Genomic DNA, 13657 nt, shown 5'->3' on the forward strand with positions numbered 1-13657 from the left:
TAACTAAAACTAACGACTATGAAGGTAAACACGCAAGCAGTAAATTTTGATGCAGACATTAAACTCATCAATTTTGTTGAAAATCGTTTAGCCAAGCTGGAGCTGTTCTACAGTAAGATCATCAGTGCAGATGTGTATATGAAGGTGCAAAAAACATCAGCGCCTGAAAATAAGATCACTGAGATAAGATTATTTGTCCCAGGAGATGATATGGTAGTTAAAAAGATCTGTAAGAAATTTGAGCAATGCGTTGACGAGTGTGCCTCTTCTTTAGAAAGGCAACTGAAGAAAAGAAAAGAAAAACAAGCTGCCCGTTAATTTTTTTTCCATTTTTGCTTTGTCAATAAAAAAATAGGCTTACATTTGCAGTCCGTTAGAAATAGCGGACTTTTTTATGCCTTTAAAAAGCGTGTAAAAAGTACTTAAAAGCCGATATAGCTCAGCTGGCTAGAGCAGCTGATTTGTAATCAGCAGGTCGTGGGTTCGAGTCCCTCTATCGGCTCAAGTTTTTTGAAATTTTTATTTCATTGGGGAGATACTCAAGCGGTCAACGAGGACGGACTGTAACTCCGTTGGGCAACCTTCGCAGGTTCGAATCCTGCTCTCCCCACTTTTAACCTTTCTGTCTTAATTAGATGGATAAACTCGCGGGAGTAGCTCAGTTGGTAGAGCGTCAGCCTTCCAAGCTGAATGTCGCCGGTTCGAACCCGGTCTCCCGCTCAAGAAGAGCTTGCGAGATCATCTTGCTTACGCTCAAAGCTTATGACGGGTGCGCTTTCGCGAAAGCGTGCTTAACAAAGGCCGGTGTAGCTCAGGGGTAGAGCGTTTCCTTGGTAAGGAAGAGGTCACGAGTTCAAATCTCGTCATTGGCTCTTATTTGAAATTAACGGTCTCTTGCGAGGCCATTACTAGTATAAGCTGATTTGGTTTAGTGCCCTTGTCAGCCTTTTAAATTGAAACACTAATATAAACTAAGATTTAAGTTATGGCTAAAGAAACGTATGATCGTTCGAAACCCCACCTTAATGTAGGTACTATTGGTCACGTAGACCACGGTAAGACTACCCTAACAGCTGCAATTACAAAGGTACTTGCTGATAAGGGGTATTCTGAAGCTTCTGCGTTTGACCAAATCGACAACGCTCCTGAAGAAAAAGAGCGTGGTATTACAATTAACTCTTCACACGTAGAGTATCAAACTGAAAATAGACACTACGCACACGTAGACTGTCCAGGTCACGCCGATTATGTAAAGAACATGGTTACTGGTGCTGCTCAAATGGATGGTGCGATTCTTGTTGTTGCTGCGACTGATGGTCCTATGCCACAGACTCGTGAGCACATTCTTCTAGGTCGTCAGGTAGGTATCCCACGTATCGTTGTTTTCTTGAACAAAGTTGATATGGTGGATGATGAGGAGCTGCTTGAGCTAGTTGATATGGAGGTTCGTGATCTATTGAATTTCTATGAGTATGATGGGGACAATGGTCCGGTAATTTCTGGTTCTGCTCTAGGTGCTCTTAATGGCGAAGAGAAATGGGTGAATACTGTTATGGAATTGATGGATGCTGTTGATTCTTGGATTGAGGAGCCTGTGCGTGATATGGATAAGCCTTTCTTGATGCCTATCGAGGATGTATTCTCTATTACTGGTCGTGGTACGGTAGCAACTGGTCGTATCGAAACTGGTGTAGCAAATACTGGAGATCCAGTTGAGATCATCGGTATGGGTGCTGAGAAGCTAACTTCTACAATTACTGGTATTGAGATGTTCCGTCAAATCCTTGATAGAGGTGAGGCTGGTGATAACGCTGGTATTCTTCTAAGAGGTATTGAGAAAACTCAGATCTCTCGTGGTATGGTAATCACTAAGCCAGGATCTGTTACTCCACACGCTAAATTTAAGGCTGAGGTTTATATCCTTAAGAAAGAAGAAGGTGGTCGTCACACTCCTTTCCACAACAACTATCGTCCACAGTTCTACGTTCGTACAACTGACGTAACTGGTAATATTTCTCTACCAGATGGTGTTGAAATGGTAATGCCAGGTGATAACTTGACGATTAACGTTGATTTGATTCAGCCTATCGCGATGAACATCGGTCTGCGTTTTGCTATCCGTGAAGGTGGTAGAACAGTAGGTGCTGGTCAGGTTACTGAGATCTTAGACTAATTACAGTCCATTGAATATTTAAGTATCCCGTCTTTTTAAGATGGGGTACTTTCACTTTATAAGGGCAGATTAAATTTTGTCCTTTGTTGCGGGTTTAGCTCAGTTGGTAGAGCACTGGTCTCCAAAACCAGGTGTCGTGAGTTCGAGTCTCGCAACCCGTGCAAATAGGTGCTTAAGTGCATTTCCTTTAAGTGGGTCGCAACCACATAATATTAAGTCCATGGGATTAGCAACATACATAAAAGAATCATATAACGAGCTTACAAATCATGTAACCTGGCCTACTTGGTCAGAGGCTCAAAAGCTAACTGTAACGGTGGCTGTTTTCTCCTTAGTTTTTGCTCTTATAATAGCAGGTATAGATTATGTTTTCAAAAATGCTATTGAAAACTATTTCTTCTGGATCAAAAACTCCTAATTTGTAGCTATGAGTGAAGAGAAAGATGTGATGAAATGGTATGTCGTAAGATCTGTCAGTGGTCAAGAAAATAAGATTAAGGAATATATTGAATCCGAAATCGCGCACCACAATCTTAATGATTACCTGAAACAAATTCTGGTTCCTACTGAAAAGGTCATACAAATCAGAAATGGTAAAAAATATAATAAGGAGAAGGTTTATTTTCCTGGTTATATTATGATTCAGGCTCGTTTAGAAGGTGAGGTTCCTCACGTTATTAAAAGTGTCAATGGAGTTATAGGTTTCTTAGGTGAAACAAAAGGAGGTGATCCAGTGCCATTGAGACGTTCTGAGGTAAATAGAATGTTAGGTAAGGTAGATGAGTTGTCTGAGCAAATTGACAATATCGCAATTCCTTTTAAGACTGGAGAGACAATCAAGGTTGTGGATGGACCTTTCAATGGTTTTAACGGGACTATTGAAAACGTAAATGAAGAAAAGAGAAAGCTTGAGGTTATGGTGAAGATCTTTGGACGTAAGACTCCATTAGAGCTTAGCTATATGCAAGTAGAAAAAGTATAAATGTTACAATTTATAGGTTTTATCGAGGCTTCCACTTGGGTAAAATCACTAATTGAAATAATTTAAAAATGGCTAAAGAAGTATCGAAAGTTGTCAAGCTTCAAGTACGTGGTGGGGCCGCAAATCCCTCTCCACCGGTTGGTCCTGCGTTAGGTGCCGCTGGTGTGAACATCATGGAGTTTTGTAAGCAATTCAACGCTAGAACTCAAGACAAACAAGGAAAGGTTCTTCCTGTAGCTATCACTGTTTATAAGGATAAGTCTTTTGATTTTGTTATCAAGACTCCTCCTGCTGCGGTTCAAATTCTTGAAGCAGCTAAACTTAAAGGTGGTAGTGGTGAACCTAATAGAAAAAAAGTAGGATCTATCACATGGGATCAGGTAAAGGCAATCGCTGAGGATAAAATGCCTGATCTTAATGCTTTTACTGTAGAGAGCGCTATGAGAATGGTTGCTGGAACAGCTAGATCTATGGGTATTAACGTAAAAGGTGGCAACGCCCCTTCTTAATTCTGAAATCATGGCAAAATTGACAAAGAATCAAAAGGCGGTAAGCGGAAAGATTGATAACAATCAAACTTATTCTGTAGCAGAAGCCTCTAAATTAGTAAAAGAAGTTACTACTACTAAGTTTGACGCTTCAGTTGACTTAGCAGTACGATTGAACGTTGATCCTAGAAAGGCAAATCAGATGGTACGTGGAGTAGTGACGCTTCCCCACGGTACAGGTAAAGATGTTAAAGTACTTGCTCTTGTAACGCCAGACAAGGAGGAAGAAGCAAAAGAAGCTGGTGCTGATTATGTAGGTCTGCAAGAATATCTTGATAAGATTAAAGGAGGTTGGACTGATGTTGATGTAATCATTACCATGCCAGCCGTTATGGGTAAGTTGGGACCTCTAGGTCGTATCTTAGGTCCTCGTGGTCTTATGCCTAACCCTAAAACGGGTACGGTGACGATGGATGTTGCTAAAGCTGTACAAGATGTAAAGGCCGGTAAAATTGACTTTAAAGTTGACAAGACAGGTATTGTGCATGCTGCAATCGGAAAAGCTTCTTTTGACGCAGAGAAGATTGCTGGTAACGCCAGAGAGTTGATTAATACATTGGTGAAATTAAAACCTACTGCTGCTAAAGGCGTGTATATCAAAAGTATTTACATGTCTAGTACGATGAGTCCTAGTATAGAAGTGGACACTAAACGTTTTGCAGACGATTAAAATCTAGATCATGACAAGAGAAGAAAAAGCACATGTTATTGAAGGATTGACTGCAACGCTAGGTGAGAATAACACCATCTATCTAACAGATATATCTGGATTAAACGCACAGGAGACATCAAATCTACGTAGAGCTTGTTTTAAAGCAAACGTTACGATGTCAGTAGTAAAGAACACATTGCTTTCAAAAGCAATGGAAGCTTCTGATAAAGATTTCGGAGAATTACCTACTCTATTGAAAGGTAACACCTCAATCATGTTATCTGAAGTTGCAAATGCCCCTGCTAAGGTCATAGAAACTTTCAGAAAGAAATCTGAAAAGCCTATTCTTAAAGGAGCTTATATAGAGGAAGCTGTTTATGTGGGTGATGATAAGATCGCTACCTTGAGCAGTATCAAGTCTAAGGAAGAAATGATCGGTGAGATCATTACTCTTCTCCAAAGTCCAGCTAAGAATGTTGTTTCTGCACTTCAATCTGGTGGTGGAAAACTTGCTGGAATCCTTAAAACGTTATCTGAAAGGTAACACTGAATTAGTACGCACTCAATTATTTATAAATTAAAACGATAGTAAAATGGCAGATTTAAAAGATTTCGCTGAGCAGTTAGTTAACTTGACTGTAAAAGAAGTAAACGAATTAGCAGATATTCTTAAAGAAGAATATGGAATTGAGCCAGCTGCAGCTGCAGTTGCAATGGCTGGACCTGCTGCCGGAGGTGGTGGTGACGCTGCTGAGGAGCAAACTGAATTTGATGTAATCCTTAAAGCAGCAGGTGGTGCTAAACTTGCTGTAGTTAAGCTTGTAAAAGAACTTACAGGAGCAGGATTGAAAGACGCTAAAGGTTTAGTTGATGATGCACCATCTACAATCAAAGAAGGTGTTTCTAAAGACGAAGCAGAAGCTCTTAAAGCTCAGCTAGAAGAAGCTGGTGCTGAGGTTGAGTTGAAGTAATTACTTCACTCCCTGACAATATCGGTTTAGACCTGATGAGGTGGCTCTCAGGTCTAGACCATTTTGCGTATAAAGATGAGACGTCGTCTTCAACGCTTTTTTAATAACTAATACCGTGCATTGATGCTAGCAACAAACACAGAGAGAATTAATTTTTCAACGGTAAATTCTAAACCAGAATATCCGGATCTATTGGATATTCAAATTAAATCCTTTCAGGATTTTTTCCAGCTTGAGACCAAGTCGGATAAAAGAGAAGTTGAAGGTCTCTATAATACCTTTATGGAGAACTTCCCAATTACTGATACGCGCAATCAGTTTGTACTGGAATTTCTTGATTACTTCGTAGACCCTCCACGTTACTCAATCCAAGAATGTATCGAGAGAGGTCTTACTTATAGCGTGCCACTAAAGTCACGTTTAAAATTATACTGCACTGATCCAGAACATGAGGATTTTGAGACTATAGTGCAGGATGTTTATTTGGGGACTATTCCCTATATGACTCCGTCAGGTACTTTTGTGATAAATGGAGCTGAACGAGTAGTCGTTTCACAGTTGCACCGATCTCCTGGTGTATTCTTCGGTCAGTCATTTCACGCAAATGGTACTAAGTTGTATTCTGCTCGAGTGATCCCTTTCAAAGGATCTTGGATAGAATTTGCTACTGACATCAATAGTGTAATGTATGCTTACATTGACCGTAAGAAAAAGTTACCTGTTACCACGCTTTTCCGCGCTATCGGATTTGAGAGAGACAAGGACATTCTTGGAATCTTTGACCTTGCTGAAGAGGTTAAAGCTACCAAAACAGGTTTAAAGAAATATTTAGGTCGCAAGCTTGCCGCTCGTGTTCTTAGAACGTGGCACGAGGATTTCGTTGATGAAGATACAGGTGAAGTAGTTTCTATCGAGCGTAATGAGATCATCCTTGATAGAGATACAGTTCTTGAAAAAGAACACATTGACGAAATCATGGAAGCTCAGGCTAAGACTATTCTTCTTCACAAAGAAGATAATATGTCAGCGGACTATGCGATCATCCACAATACATTACAGAAAGACCCTACCAATTCTGAAAAGGAAGCGGTAGAACATATCTATAGACAATTACGTAACGCTGAGCCGCCAGATGAGGAAACTGCTCGCGGTATCATCGACAAGTTATTTTTCTCTGATCAGAGATACAACTTAGGAGAGGTAGGTCGTTACAGAATGAATAAAAAGCTTGGTCTTGATATCGAAATGGAGAAGCAAGTGCTTACCAAGGAAGATATCATTACTATTATTAAGCACTTGATCATGTTGATCAACTCAAAAGCTGAGATTGATGACATCGATCACTTATCAAACCGTCGTGTACGTACGGTAGGTGAGCAATTAAGTTCACAATTTGGCGTAGGTCTAGCGAGAATGGCTAGAACTATACGTGAGCGTATGAACGTTAGAGATAATGAGGTTTTTACACCTATCGATCTTATTAATGCTAAGACGCTTTCTTCTGTGATTAACTCTTTCTTCGGAACTAATCAGTTATCGCAGTTCATGGATCAAACTAACCCTCTTGCTGAGATCACGCATAAGCGTAGATTATCTGCACTTGGACCAGGTGGTCTTTCTCGTGAAAGAGCAGGTTTTGAGGTTCGTGACGTTCACTATACACACTACGGTCGTTTATGTCCTATTGAAACGCCTGAAGGTCCTAACATTGGTTTGATCTCTTCATTAGCCGTTTTCGCGAAAGTGAACAGCATGGGATTCATCGAGACACCTTATAGAGAGGTGAAAGATGGGGTTATAGACATAGATAGTGATCCAGTCTATCTAAGTGCTGAAGAAGAAGAAGGAATGCATATTGCTCAAGCTAACTTGCCTCTTGAGGACGGTAAAATTGCAGATGATAAGGTAATTGCTCGTATGGAAGGTGACTTCCCGGTAATCGACCCATCTGAAGTTAAATATGCCGATGTTGCTCCTAATCAGATCGCCTCTATTTCTGCTTCTTTGATTCCTTTCCTAGAGCATGATGATGCAAACCGTGCCCTGATGGGATCAAACATGATGCGTCAGGCGGTACCATTATTGAGAGTAGATGCACCTATCGTAGGAACTGGTCTAGAAAGACAAGTCGCTAGTGATTCTCGTGTATTAATTAATGCTGAAGGTGACGGTGAAGTTACTTATGTAGATGCTCAAAAAGTGGTTATTAAATACGATCGTTCTGAGAGAGAGCGTGCTATTAGTTTTGATGATGAAGAGACGACTTACAACCTGATCAAGTTCCGTAAGACTAATCAAGGGACAAGTATTACGTTGAAGCCTATCGTAACTAAAGGAGACCGAGTTAAGAAAGGTCAGGTACTTTGTCAAGGTTATGCAACTGAGGCTGGAGAACTTGCTTTAGGTCGCAATATGAAAGTGGCGTTCATGCCATGGAAAGGTTACAACTTTGAGGATGCGATCGTGATCTCTGAAAAAGTGGTACGTGAAGATATCTTTACGTCGATCCACGTAGATGAGTACTCACTTGAAGTACGTGACACTAAATTAGGTAACGAAGAACTTACTGCTGATATTCCTAACGTAAGTGAAGAAGCAACAGCAAACCTTGATGAGCACGGTATGATACGTATCGGTGCAGAGGTAAAGCCTGGAGATATTTTGATAGGTAAGATTACCCCTAAAGGAGAGTCTGATCCTACTCCAGAAGAAAAGCTTCTTAGAGCCATATTTGGTGATAAAGCAGGTGATGTCAAAGATGCTTCACTTAAGGCATCTCCATCGCTACGTGGTGTCGTGATTGACAAGAAATTGTTCTCACGTGCTGTAAAGGACAAAAAGAAAAGAGCTCAGGACAAAGAAGATATCGCACGACTTGAAGCGCAGTACCAGTCTAAATTTGATGGGTTGCGTGATCGTCTAGTTGAAAAACTCTTTGAAATTGTAAGCGGTAAAACTTCACAAGGTGTCTTTAACGACCTAGGTGAAGAAGTTCTTCCTAAAGGGAAGAAGTACACGCTTAAGATGTTGAACTCTGTAGATGATTATACCCACCTGATTTCTGGGACTTGGACTACAAGTAAAGAAATCAATGAGATGGTTGCAGATCTTCTGCACAACTATAAGATTAAAGAAAACGATCTTCAAGGTTCTTTGAGACGTGAGAAGTTCACCATCTCTGTAGGAGATGAGCTTCCTGCTGGTATCATCAAACTTGCTAAGGTTTACATCGCTAAGAAGCGTAAACTTAAAGTAGGAGATAAGATGGCAGGACGTCACGGTAACAAAGGTATCGTAGCACGTATTGTACGTCAGGAGGACATGCCATTCTTGGAAGATGGAACTCCGGTTGATATCGTCTTGAACCCACTTGGGGTACCTTCTCGTATGAACATTGGTCAGATTTATGAAACCGTGCTGGGATGGGCAGGTCAGAAACTCGGTAAGAATTTCGCGACACCTATCTTCGACGGTGCTACGTTAGATCAGATCAATAGCTATACAGACGAAGCGGGTATTCCACGATTCGGTCACACTTATCTATATGATGGTGGTACTGGTGAACAGTTTGATCAACCTGCAACAGTAGGTGTGATCTACATGTTGAAACTAGGTCACATGGTAGATGATAAGATGCACGCACGTTCTATAGGTCCTTACTCTCTGATCACGCAACAGCCACTGGGTGGTAAAGCTCAGTTTGGAGGTCAGCGATTTGGAGAGATGGAGGTATGGGCACTTGAGGCTTATGGAGCTTCAAGCACCTTGCGCGAGATCTTGACGGTAAAATCTGATGATGTGGTAGGTAGAGCAAAAACTTACGAGTCTATCGTAAAAGGCGAGCCTATGCCAGAACCTGGGTTACCAGAGTCGTTTAACGTATTGATGCACGAGTTGAAAGGTCTAGGACTGGATTTAAGACTTGAGGATTAATCATTTTAATGGTGGTTGTGGGGTTCTCGCTTTCGCGAAAGCGGGATCTCTCAAAATCATCTCACTTTAACAAAAATTAGTACCATAATTATGGCTAGACATAGAGACAACCAAGTGCAGAAGAAATTCAATCAGATTTCAATAGGTCTTGCATCTCCAGAGTCGATTCTTGCGGAATCACGTGGAGAGGTTTTAAAGCCTGAGACTATTAATTACCGTACGCACAAACCTGAAAGGGACGGTCTTTTTTGTGAGCGCATCTTCGGTCCTGTAAAGGATTATGAGTGTGCCTGTGGAAAGTATAAGCGCATCCGTTACAAAGGTATCGTTTGTGACCGTTGTGGTGTAGAGGTAACAGAAAAGAAGGTGCGTCGTGATCGTATAGGTCACATCAACCTTGTAGTGCCAGTTGCGCACATCTGGTATTTCAGAAGCCTTCCTAACAAGATAGGTTATCTACTAGGACTTCCTTCAAAGAAACTGGATATGATCATCTACTACGAGCGATATGTAGTGATCCAGCCTGGTATTGCAAAAAATGCCGAGGGTGATCCAGTTCAGGAAATGGATTTCTTGACTGAAGAGGAGTATCTAGATATTTTGGACAGTCTTCCACAGGAAAATATGTATTTGGAAGATAATGATCCTAACAAATTCATCGCTAAGATGGGTGCAGAATGTCTTATCGAGATCCTGCAGCGCATCGATTTAGAATCGCTTTCTTATGACTTACGTCACAAGGCAAATAATGAGACTTCTAAACAAAGAAAGACAGAGGCTCTTAAAAGACTTCAGGTTGTAGAAGCTCTGAAAGAATCTAATGAGCGTCGCGAGAATAAGCCAGAGTGGATGATCATGAAAGTGATACCAGTTATCCCACCTGAGCTTAGACCTCTGGTTCCACTTGACGGTGGTCGTTTTGCAACTTCTGACTTAAATGACCTTTACCGTCGTGTGATCATCAGAAACAATCGTTTGAAGCGATTGATGGAGATCAAGGCGCCTGAGGTAATCTTGCGTAACGAGAAGCGTATGCTTCAAGAATCTGTGGATTCACTTCTTGACAACACAAGAAAATCAAGCGCGGTAAAAACTGACTCTAACCGTCCATTGAAGTCACTTTCTGACTCATTGAAAGGTAAGCAGGGACGTTTCCGTCAGAACTTGCTTGGTAAGCGTGTTGACTATTCAGCCCGTTCTGTAATCGTCGTAGGTCCCGAGCTTAAATTGTATGAGTGTGGTCTTCCTAAAGACATGGCTGCTGAACTTTACAAGCCGTTCATCATCCGTAAGTTGATCGAGCGCGGTATTGTTAAGACAGTAAAGTCGGCTAAGAAGATCATCGACAAGAAGGAACCTGTAGTTTGGGATATTCTTGAAAATGTATTAAAAGGACACCCGGTTCTGTTGAACCGTGCTCCTACGCTTCACCGTTTAGGTATACAGGCATTCCAGCCTAAACTGATAGAAGGTAAGGCGATACAACTTCACCCACTTGTTTGTACAGCATTTAACGCAGACTTTGATGGTGACCAGATGGCGGTACACCTGCCACTTGGACCAGAGGCAATTCTTGAAGCACAGCTATTGATGCTGGCTTCTCACAATATCTTGAACCCTGCAAATGGTAGCCCTATCGCGGTACCATCTCAGGACATGGTATTAGGTCTTTATTATATGACCAAATTGCGTAGAACTGATGAAAAGCACACTGTAAAAGGTGAAGACTTGACATTCTATGGTCCGGAAGAATTGATCATTGCATTTAATGAGAAACGTGTAGATATTAATGCGCCTGTTAAGTGTAGGATCGAACTTCTTCAAGAAGATGGAACTTACAAAAAAGAGCTTATCGAGACTACTGCAGGTCGCGTAATCTTTAACGAGAAAGTTCCTAATGAAGCTGGTTATATCAACGAAGTATTGACTAAGAAAGCACTACGTGATATCATCGGTGATATTTTAAAGGTAACTGATGTGCCTCGTACAGCAGCTTTCCTTGACGAGATCAAAGATCTTGGTTATGGATTTGCATTCCGTGGTGGACTGTCATTCTCTCTTGGAGATATTATGATTCCGGAGGAGAAGCAGGCCATGATCGATGAGGCAAATACTAAAGTAGATGCTATCCGTAACAACTACGGGATGGGTCTTATCACTCAGAACGAGCGTTATAATCAGGTGATTGATGTTTGGACTGCGACTAATGCGCAGCTTACAGAGCTTTCCATGAAAAATATCAGAGAGGATCAGCAAGGATTCAACTCGGTGTACATGATGCTTGACTCTGGAGCTCGTGGATCTAAGGAGCAGATTCGTCAGCTTACCGGTATGCGTGGATTGATGGCTAAGCCTAAAAAATCCAACTCTGGTGGAGGCGAGATTATTGAAAACCCTATTCTTTCTAACTTTAAGGAAGGTCTTTCCATCCTTGAATACTTTATCTCGACACACGGTGCTCGTAAAGGTCTTGCAGATACCGCTCTTAAAACGGCAGATGCAGGTTACTTGACACGTCGTTTACATGATGTGGCACAAGATGTAATCGTGAGTGTGAAAGATTGTGAAACTTTAAGAGGTATTGAAGTTTCTGCATTGAAGAAGAATGAAGAGGTAATGGAAAAACTAGGATCTCGCGTCCTAGGTCGTACAGCTCTTCATGATGTTATAGATCCAGCAACTCAAGATGTAATTGTTGCTGCAGGTGAGTTGATCACTGATAAGATTGCTGATGCTATTGATGCTTCTGATCTTGAAACTGTTGAAGTACGTTCTCCATTAACTTGTGAGGCTCCTAAAGGAATTTGTGAAAAATGTTATGGTCGCAACCTAGCGACTAACAGACCGGTAATGAGAGGTGAGGCTGTAGGTGTAATCGCTGCACAGTCCATCGGTGAGCCTGGTACACAGCTTACATTGAGAACATTCCACGTAGGAGGTGTTGCTGGTAACGTTTCAGAAGAAAATACCATCGTTGCTAAGAATGAAGGTATTCTTGAAATCGAGGATCTTAAAACCGTAACTGGTGAGAACAGTGAAGGTCAGCAAGTAGAGGTAGTAATCTCACGTACGGCTGAATCTAAATTGATGCACCCAAAAACGGGAATCTTGTTGAACAGTAACAACATTCCTTATGGTTCTGAGCTTTACGCTAAGCCTGGTGCTAAGATTGCTAAGGGTGACCTAATTGCTAAATGGGATCCATTTAACGGTGTAATCATATCTGAATTTGCAGGTAAGATCAAGTTTGAGAATATCATTCAGGGTACTACATTCCAAGTAGAGACTGATGAACAAACTGGATATGAAGAGAAAGTAATTTCTGATTCTCGTGATAAGAAATTGATACCTACGCTTCACATTGTTGATAGCAAAGGAGAAACATTGATTTCTTACAACTTACCAGTAGGTGCACACCTTATGGTTAATGATGATGATAAGATTAAAGTAGGTAAGGTGCTTGTGAAGATTCCACGTAAGTCTGCCAAGGCGGGTGATATTACAGGAGGTCTTCCACGTGTGACAGAGCTCTTTGAGGCACGTAACCCATCAAATCCAGCTGTTGTGACTGAAATAGATGGTGTAGTTTCCTTCGGTAAGATCAAGCGAGGTAATCGTGAGATCATCATCACCTCTAAAACTGATGAGACTAAGAAATACCTAGTGAAACTCTCTAATCAAATTCTTGTACAAGAAAATGATTATGTAAGAGCAGGTATGCCACTATCTGATGGTTCCATTACTCCGAAAGATATTCTTGCTATCAAAGGGCCGAGTGCTGTACAACAGTACTTAGTAAATGAGGTACAGGAAGTTTATCGTCTACAAGGTGTGAAGATCAACGACAAGCACTTTGAGGTAGTTGTGAGACAGATGATGCGTAAAGTACGTATCGTTGATCCAGGAGATGGAGTATTCTTAGAAAACCAGATGGTTCACAAAGAAGATTTCATCCTTGAAAACGATCGCCTATACGGAATGAAAGTAGTAGAAAACGCAGGTGATTCTGATAACTTGAAAGAAGGACAGATTGTTTCTCCACGTGAGTTGAGAGATGAGAACTCCATCTTGAGAAGAGAAGACAAAACTCTTGTAGAAGCAAGAGATGTGATGCCAGCAACGGCAGAGCCAGTTCTTCAAGGTATCACTCGTGCATCGCTACAGACTAAATCATTTATTAGTGCAGCATCGTTCCAGGAAACAACTAAGGTTCTTAATGAGGCAGCTGTAAGTGGTAAAGTAGATACGCTAGAAGGTCTTAAGGAAAATGTGATCGTAGGTCACAGAATCCCTGCAGGTACTGGTATGCGCAGCTATAATAACATCATCGTAGGTTCAAAAGAAGAGTTTGAGCGTTTGATGCAGGCTAAAGATGAACCACAAGTAAATTATAACTAG

At 41.2% G+C, this 13657-nt stretch carries 10 protein-coding genes and 5 tRNA genes; all 15 read left to right on the forward strand.

Going from position 1 to position 13657, the window contains the following annotated elements; all coding sequences use genetic code 11:
• The first annotated feature begins 18 nt into the window (after positions 1-18).
• The 15 genes from hpf (at position 19) to rpoC (ending at position 13657) form a co-directional block, all read left to right on the forward strand.
• A complete protein-coding gene (gene hpf, locus BST97_RS14980; RefSeq protein WP_085767995.1) occupies positions 19-318 on the forward strand; it encodes a ribosome hibernation-promoting factor, HPF/YfiA family in 300 nt (99 codons plus the stop codon).
• A 110-nt stretch (positions 319-428) separates the two neighbouring features.
• A tRNA-Thr gene (locus BST97_RS14985) sits at positions 429-502 on the forward strand.
• A 27-nt stretch (positions 503-529) separates the two neighbouring features.
• A tRNA-Tyr gene (locus BST97_RS14990) sits at positions 530-610 on the forward strand.
• 37 nt (positions 611-647) lie between these two features.
• A tRNA-Gly gene (locus BST97_RS14995) sits at positions 648-720 on the forward strand.
• An 80-nt stretch (positions 721-800) separates the two neighbouring features.
• Positions 801-872, forward strand: a tRNA-Thr gene (locus BST97_RS15000).
• A gap of 113 nt (positions 873-985) precedes the next feature.
• Positions 986-2173 (forward strand): elongation factor Tu, encoded by a 1188-nt coding sequence (tuf, locus tag BST97_RS15005; protein WP_085767996.1) that lies wholly within the window; start codon positions 986-988, stop codon positions 2171-2173.
• An 88-nt stretch (positions 2174-2261) separates the two neighbouring features.
• Positions 2262-2334: transfer RNA gene (locus BST97_RS15010), tRNA-Trp, on the forward strand.
• 59 nt (positions 2335-2393) lie between these two features.
• On the forward strand, positions 2394-2591 hold the full coding sequence (secE, locus tag BST97_RS15015; protein ID WP_085767997.1) for a preprotein translocase subunit SecE: 198 nt from the start codon (positions 2394-2396) through the stop codon (positions 2589-2591).
• A 9-nt stretch (positions 2592-2600) separates the two neighbouring features.
• Complete coding sequence (gene nusG / locus BST97_RS15020) at positions 2601-3155, forward strand: transcription termination/antitermination protein NusG (protein ID WP_085767998.1); 555 nt, start codon at positions 2601-2603, stop codon at positions 3153-3155.
• Between the two features lie 68 nt (positions 3156-3223).
• A complete protein-coding gene (gene rplK / locus BST97_RS15025) occupies positions 3224-3664 on the forward strand; it encodes a 50S ribosomal protein L11 (RefSeq protein ID WP_085767999.1) in 441 nt (146 codons plus the stop codon).
• Positions 3665-3674: 10 nt separating this feature from the next.
• A complete protein-coding gene (gene rplA / locus BST97_RS15030) occupies positions 3675-4373 on the forward strand; it encodes a 50S ribosomal protein L1 (RefSeq protein ID WP_085768000.1) in 699 nt (232 codons plus the stop codon).
• A 10-nt stretch (positions 4374-4383) separates the two neighbouring features.
• Positions 4384-4899 (forward strand): 50S ribosomal protein L10, encoded by a 516-nt coding sequence (gene rplJ, locus BST97_RS15035; protein ID WP_085768001.1) that lies wholly within the window; start codon positions 4384-4386, stop codon positions 4897-4899.
• A 49-nt stretch (positions 4900-4948) separates the two neighbouring features.
• Positions 4949-5326, forward strand: a complete 378-nt coding sequence (gene rplL, locus BST97_RS15040) for a 50S ribosomal protein L7/L12 (protein ID WP_085768002.1) — start codon at positions 4949-4951, stop codon at positions 5324-5326.
• A gap of 123 nt (positions 5327-5449) precedes the next feature.
• Positions 5450-9259, forward strand: coding sequence for a DNA-directed RNA polymerase subunit beta (rpoB, locus tag BST97_RS15045; RefSeq protein ID WP_085768003.1), 3810 nt, complete (start codon positions 5450-5452; stop codon positions 9257-9259).
• A gap of 90 nt (positions 9260-9349) precedes the next feature.
• On the forward strand, positions 9350-13657 hold the full coding sequence (gene rpoC / locus BST97_RS15050; protein WP_085768004.1) for a DNA-directed RNA polymerase subunit beta': 4308 nt from the start codon (positions 9350-9352) through the stop codon (positions 13655-13657).

It is taken from the genome of Nonlabens spongiae (assembly GCF_002117125.1).
GTDB classification, from domain to species: Bacteria; Bacteroidota; Bacteroidia; order Flavobacteriales; family Flavobacteriaceae; genus Nonlabens; species Nonlabens spongiae.